Origin of the sequence: Micromonospora maritima (genome assembly GCF_902825405.1) — a bacterium.
In the GTDB taxonomy this organism is placed as follows: domain Bacteria; phylum Actinomycetota; class Actinomycetes; order Mycobacteriales; family Micromonosporaceae; genus Micromonospora; species Micromonospora maritima.
Genome location: NZ_CADEAU010000361.1, coordinates 1 through 5,561, shown reverse-complemented (window position 1 = coordinate 5,561; position 5,561 = coordinate 1). Strand labels below are relative to the sequence as shown.

Here is a 5,561-nt window from a genome sequence, read left to right as displayed (position 1 = left end):
GTGTTTTTTTTTTTAATGATACGGCGACCACCGAGATCTACACCGCTCTGAACACTCTTTCCCTACACGACGCTCTTCCGATCTGAAGAGCACCGGGTCACCGGGACGCAGCGCGGCCGCCCACGGGCCGGCCAGCCCCTCGTCGCCGTGGTGGACGACGTCCACGGTCAGCTCGCCGGCCGCCGCGTCCCAGGCCCGCACCGTGTACGCCCGCAGCCGCGGCCACTGCTCGGCCGGGAACTCGCGTCGGATGGTGGCCATGTCGACCGGGTGCGGGTAGGTCACCCCGGCCGGCGGGAAGACGAACTTCACGTAGTGGTCGGTGTACGCGCCCACCGGCAGGCCGGTCAGCTCGCCGCCGCCCAGCACGAGGCGGATCAGGTGCGGGGTGGGCCGTGCGGTCCGGACCACCGTGGCGGCGGTGAGCGTGTTCGGGCGTTCCGTCATGCTTCTTAGGTTACCCTAACTTCTCGTCTACGCCGGGCGCGGTGCGGTCACCCCGCCGGTACCAGCCGGGCGTGCCAGGCCAGCGCGGCCGGATCGGTGAGCGAGGCGACCTGGTCGACCACCACCCGCAGCCGCGTGGCGTCGTCCGGCGCCTCGCGCCAGAGCGGGCCGAAGACCGGGTCGAGCGCGTCCGGGGACCGGTCGAGCAGCACGGCGACCAGCTCGGCGAGGAGTTCGCGCTGCCGGGCGTAGCGCCCCCGGGCGCCGGGCCGACGCATCACGTAGCGCAACGCGATGCCCTTGAGCAGCGCACACTGCGCCCGGATCCGGCGCGGCACCACCAGGTCGGCCGCGTAGCGGCGATGCGGGCCGGGACCGTGGCGTTCCTCGGTGGCGGCCACCACGCTCGACACGAAGCGGCCGGTGAGCACGCTGGTGGTGGCCTTCAACGCCGCGAGGGCCCGGTGACTGCCGTCGTACGCGGCGAGCGGGGCGAGCGCCGGCTCGGCGAGCAGTTCGGCCAGCACCTCGCCCAGGTCCTCCGGCGCCTCCCCGGAGTACGCGGCCGCCACGTCGGCGCAGAGCGCCCGCCGCTCGTCCGCGTCGACGAGCAGCGGGCGCAGGTCGACGTACCCGCCGTGGATGCCGTCCTCGACGTCGTGCACCGAGTACGCCACGTCGTCGGCCCAGTCCATCACCTGGGCCTCCAGGCACCGGCGAGCACCGGGCGGGGCGCCGGCGCGCAGCCAGTCGAAGACCGGGCGGTCGTCGGCGTACACACCGAACTTGCGCTCGCCGGGCCGGCGCGGCCACGGATACTTGCCGACCGCGTCCAGCGCGGCCCGGGTCAGGTTCAGCCCGGCGGAACGCCCGTCCGGGGTGAGCACCTTGGCCTCCAACCGGGTGAGCACCCGCAGCGTCTGCGCGTTGCCCTCGAAACCGCCGCACGCGGCGGCCAGCTCGTCCAGGGCGTACTCGCCGTTGTGCCCGAAGGGCGGGTGCCCCAGGTCGTGCGCCAACCCGGCGGTGTCCACCACGTCGGGGTCGCAGCCGAGCCGGGCGCCTATCTCGCGGGCGATCTGCGCGACCTCCAGCGAGTGGGTCAGCCGGGTACGCAGGAAGTCGTCGGTGCCGGCGGCGTGCACCTGGGTCTTCGCGGCGAGCCGGCGGAACGCCGCCGAGTGCAGCACGCGGGCCCGGTCCCGTTCGAACGGCGACCGCCCGTAGCCGGTGTCCTTCGGCGCCTCGGCGACCAGCCGCTCCGCGTCGCCGTTCACCTCTGCCGGAGCAGCCACAGGTCGCGACTGCGGGGCTCGCAGACCCGGCTCACTCCTCGCGCTCCCGACCCACCTTGGTCGCGACTGCGGGGCTCGCAGACCCGGCTCACTCCTCGCGCTCCCGGAGCACGCAGAACTCGTTGCCCTCCGGGTCGGCCAGCACCGTCCACTCCACCTCGCCCTGCCCGATGTCGACGTGCCGCGCGCCCATGTCGACAAGCCGCTCGACCTCGGCCTCCTGGTCGGTCGGGCGCAGGTCGATGTGCAGCCGGTTCTTTCCCGGCTTCGGACCGGCCACCGGGACGAAGACCAACCCGGGCACCGAGTCGGGGGTCCGCCGGATCTCCACCTCGTCCGGCTTGTCGACGGTCACCTGGTAGCCGAGCGCCTCCGCCCACCAGCGGGCCAGCCGGGACGGGTCCCGGGCGTCGATGGTCAGGTTCTCCCAGACGGCGGTCATCGGACACCCCTCCTGATCGACACGTGGCGGAAGCTCAGGTTACGCCCGCGTGGCCCCGATGGCGCGCCGGGCGGGCCGCCGCGGATCGGCGGCGGCCCACCCGGCCGCGTTCAGCGGGAGTCGGAGCCGGTGGTGCTGATGGCCGCGCGACCGGCCTCCAGCCGGGCCACCGGCACCCGGAACGGCGAGCAGGAGACGTAGTCCAGGCCCACCTCGTGGAAGAAGTGCACCGAGTCCGGGTCGCCCCCGTGCTCGCCGCAGACGCCCAGCTTCAGCCCCGGCCGCGCCGCCCGGCCCTCCTCGGCGGCGATCCGGACCAGCCGGCCGACGCCGTCGGCGTCGATCGACTCGAACGGCGAGATGCCGAAGATGCCCAGCTCCAGGTAGCGCCAGAAGAACGCGCCCTCCACGTCGTCGCGGGAGAAGCCCCACCCCATCTGGGTCAGGTCGTTGGTGCCGAAGGAGAAGAACTCGGCCGCCTCGGCGATCTGACCGGCGGTCAACGCGGCCCGGGGCACCTCGATCATCGTGCCGATCAGCACCTCGACGCCGCTGTCCGCGACCACCTCCGCGATGATCTTCTCGGCCTCGGCGCGTACCGTCTCCAGCTCCTGGACCGCGCCGACCAGCGGCACCATGATCTCCGGGCAGGCCGACCCGCCGTCGCGGGCGACCGCGACGGCGGCCTCGGCGATGGCGCGGACCTGCATGGCGAACAGGCCCGGGATGACCAGGCCGAGCCGCACGCCGCGCAGGCCCAGCATCGGGTTCTCCTCGTGCATCCGCCGGACGGCGGAGAGCAGCGCCTCCTCCTTGGCCACGTCCTCGCCGCGCTCCTGCGCGACCGCGACGTTGACCGCGAGCTGCTCCAACGGGGGCAGGAACTCGTGCAGCGGGGGGTCGATCAGCCGCACCGTGACCGGCAGGCCGTCCATCTCCCGGAAGATCTCGACGAAGTCGGCCCGCTGCAACGGCAGCAGCGCGGCGAGCGCGTCCTCCCGCTCGCGTTCGCCGGAGGCGAGGATGAGGCGCTCGACCAGCTCCCGGCGGTCGCCGAGGAACATGTGCTCGGTGCGGCACAGGCCGATGCCCTCGGCGCCGAAGCGCCGGGCCCGCGCCGCGTCCGCCCCGGTGTCGGCGTTCGTGCGGACCCGCAGCCGCCGTGCCGCGTCGGCGTGCGTCATGATCCGGTGTACGGCCCGGACCAGCGGGTTGTCGATGTGCTCCGGGTCGAGGCTGCCCTCGAAGTACTGCACCACCTCGGACGGCATGACCGGCACCTCGCCCAGGTAGACCTTGCCGGTGGTGCCGTCGATCGAGACCACGTCGCCCTCGCCGACGGTGTGCCCACCGACGGTGAACTTCTTCGCCGGGACGTTCACCTCCAACTCGTCCGCGCCGGAGACGCAGGTCTTGCCCATGCCCCGGGCCACCACGGCGGCGTGGCTGGTCTTGCCGCCACGCGAGGTGAGGATGCCCTTGGCGGCGATCATGCCGTTGAGGTCGTCGGGGTTGGTCTCCCGGCGGACCAGGATCACCGACTCACCCTCGGCGGCCAGCTCGACGGCGCGCGCGGAGGTGAACACCACCTTCCCGGACGCGGCGCCCGGGGACGCGCCGATGCCCTTGGCGACCGGCTGGAAGTCGTGGTCGAGCTGGAAGCGCGGGAACATCAGCTGGGCGAGCTGTGCGCCGTTGACCCGGTGCAGCGCCTCGTCCAGGTCGATCAGGCCCTCGTCGACGAGCTGGCCGGCGATGACGAACGCGGCGGCGGCGGTGCGCTTGCCGACCCGGGTCTGGAGCATCCAGAGCTTGCCGCGCTCGATGGTGAACTCGATGTCGCAGAGGTCCTTGTAGTGCTCCTCCAGCCGGGCCATGATGCCGAGCAGCTCGTCGTAGGAGGTCTTGTCGAGCTGCTCCAGCTCCTGCAACGGCACGGTGTTGCGGATGCCGGCCACCACGTCCTCGCCCTGGGCGTTGGCCAGGTAGTCGCCGTAGATGCCCTGCGCGCCGCTGCCCGGGTCCCGGGTGAACGCGACGCCGGTGCCGGAGTCGGGCCCGAGGTTGCCGAAGACCATGCTCACCACGTTGACCGCGGTGCCCAGGTCGGCCGGGATCCGCTCCTGACGGCGGTAGAGCACCGCCCGCTCCGCGTTCCACGACTCGAAGACCGCGCGGATGGCCAGGTCGAGCTGCTCGCGCGGCTCCTGCGGGAACTCGCGGCCGGTGTGCTTGGCGAAGATCTGCTTGTACGCGTCGACCAGCCCGCGCAGGTCGTCGGCGTCCAGGTCGAGGTCGTTCTTCGTACCCTTGGCGCGCTTGGCCTCGTCGAGCGCGTGCTCGAACTCCTCGCCCGGCACCTCGCAGACAGTCTTGCCGAACATCTGGATCAGGCGGCGGTAGGAGTCCCAGGCGAACCTGTCGTTCCCCCCGGCTTGGGCGCTCAGGCCGACCACGCTGCGGTCGTTGAGGCCGACGTTGAGGACGGTCTCCATCATGCCGGGCATGGAGAACTTGGCGCCGGAGCGTACGGAGACCAGCAGCGGGTCGTCCGGGTCGCCGAGGCGGCGGCCCATCTCGCGTTCCAGCGACTCCAGGTGGGTCTCGATCTGACCGGCCAGGCCGTCCGGCTCACGCCCGGTCGCCAGGTACGCCTTGCAGGCCTCGGTGGTGATGGTGAAGCCGGGCGGGACCGGCAGACCGAGGTTGGTCATCTCGGCCAGGTTGGCACCCTTGCCACCGAGCAGGTCCTTGAGGTCCTTGTTGCCCTCGGCGAAGTCGTAGACGTACTTGTGCTCGACCGTCTCTTGCGCTGCCACCAGAGCCTCCCACGCGCGCCATTGACACTTAACGAAGGTTCAGTTCGGACATACCCCGGGAGCGACCACCGGTAATCCCGGCTCGTCAGCGATCGGTGGGCGAAGGTTAAGCGAACTTCGCGAGGCCTGGGACCGTTCGGTGACAATCGGCACAACAGTCACCACTGCCCGCGTCCGTACCGGTTGTTGGGAACGCTTCCACGCGCAGGAACACGCAATTCCGATTCCCCTCGTACTCTTGACGGCACTGGATATCGCCGAACCTGACCTTTGCCATATCCCGCGCAAATACACCCCGGAGCCGTCGCCGTGCCGACCATCCCCGCCGCCCCCGAGAACGGGCCGCAGCCGACCGTCCGTCCCGCCGTCCCTCGGCCGACCGGTGCCGAACCCGACGGCCCCTCGCCGACCGGCACCGAGCCCGACGCTTCCGCGAGCACGTGCGAGCCGACCACCACCCGGCCCGACGCCTCCCCGAGCGCCCACCCCGGCGCGTCCCGGAGTGTCGCGGAGGCCGCCGCCGGCCTGCCCGACGTCTCCCCGAGCGCGGCCGAGCTG

4 protein-coding genes and 1 pseudogene are annotated in these 5,561 nt (G+C 72.0%); 1 reads left to right on the top strand and 4 read right to left on the bottom strand.

Going from position 1 to position 5,561, the window contains the following annotated elements; translation table 11 throughout:
- Nucleotides 1-84 precede the first annotated feature (84 nt).
- From HUW36_RS24415 to ppdK, 4 genes and pseudogenes are all read right to left on the bottom strand, one after another.
- Nucleotides 85-447 (bottom strand): annotated as a pseudogene (locus tag HUW36_RS24415) (siderophore-interacting protein); the annotation flags it as partial.
- Nucleotides 448-494: 47 nt separating this feature from the next.
- Complete coding sequence (locus HUW36_RS24410) at nt 495-1,724, bottom strand: deoxyguanosinetriphosphate triphosphohydrolase (protein ID WP_174530311.1); 1,230 nt, start codon at nt 1,722-1,724, stop codon at nt 495-497.
- A 106-nt stretch (nt 1,725-1,830) separates the two neighbouring features.
- Nucleotides 1,831-2,184 (bottom strand): VOC family protein, encoded by a 354-nt coding sequence (locus HUW36_RS24405; protein WP_174530310.1) that lies wholly within the window; start codon nt 2,182-2,184, stop codon nt 1,831-1,833.
- A 110-nt stretch (nt 2,185-2,294) separates the two neighbouring features.
- A complete protein-coding gene (gene ppdK, locus HUW36_RS24400) occupies nt 2,295-5,003 on the bottom strand; it encodes a pyruvate, phosphate dikinase (RefSeq protein ID WP_174530309.1) in 2,709 nt (902 codons plus the stop codon).
- Between the two features lie 309 nt (nt 5,004-5,312).
- On the opposite strand from ppdK, the gene HUW36_RS34150 reads away from it, so the two are divergent.
- The coding region (locus tag HUW36_RS34150) for a hypothetical protein (RefSeq protein WP_217428868.1) at nt 5,313-5,561 on the top strand (249 nt) is incomplete at its 3' end.

Coding starts and splice junctions, on each gene's coding strand:
- HUW36_RS24405 (WP_174530310.1), bottom strand. CDS start 2,184: ATGACCGCCGTCTGGGAGAACCTGACCATCGACGCCCGGGACCCGTCC.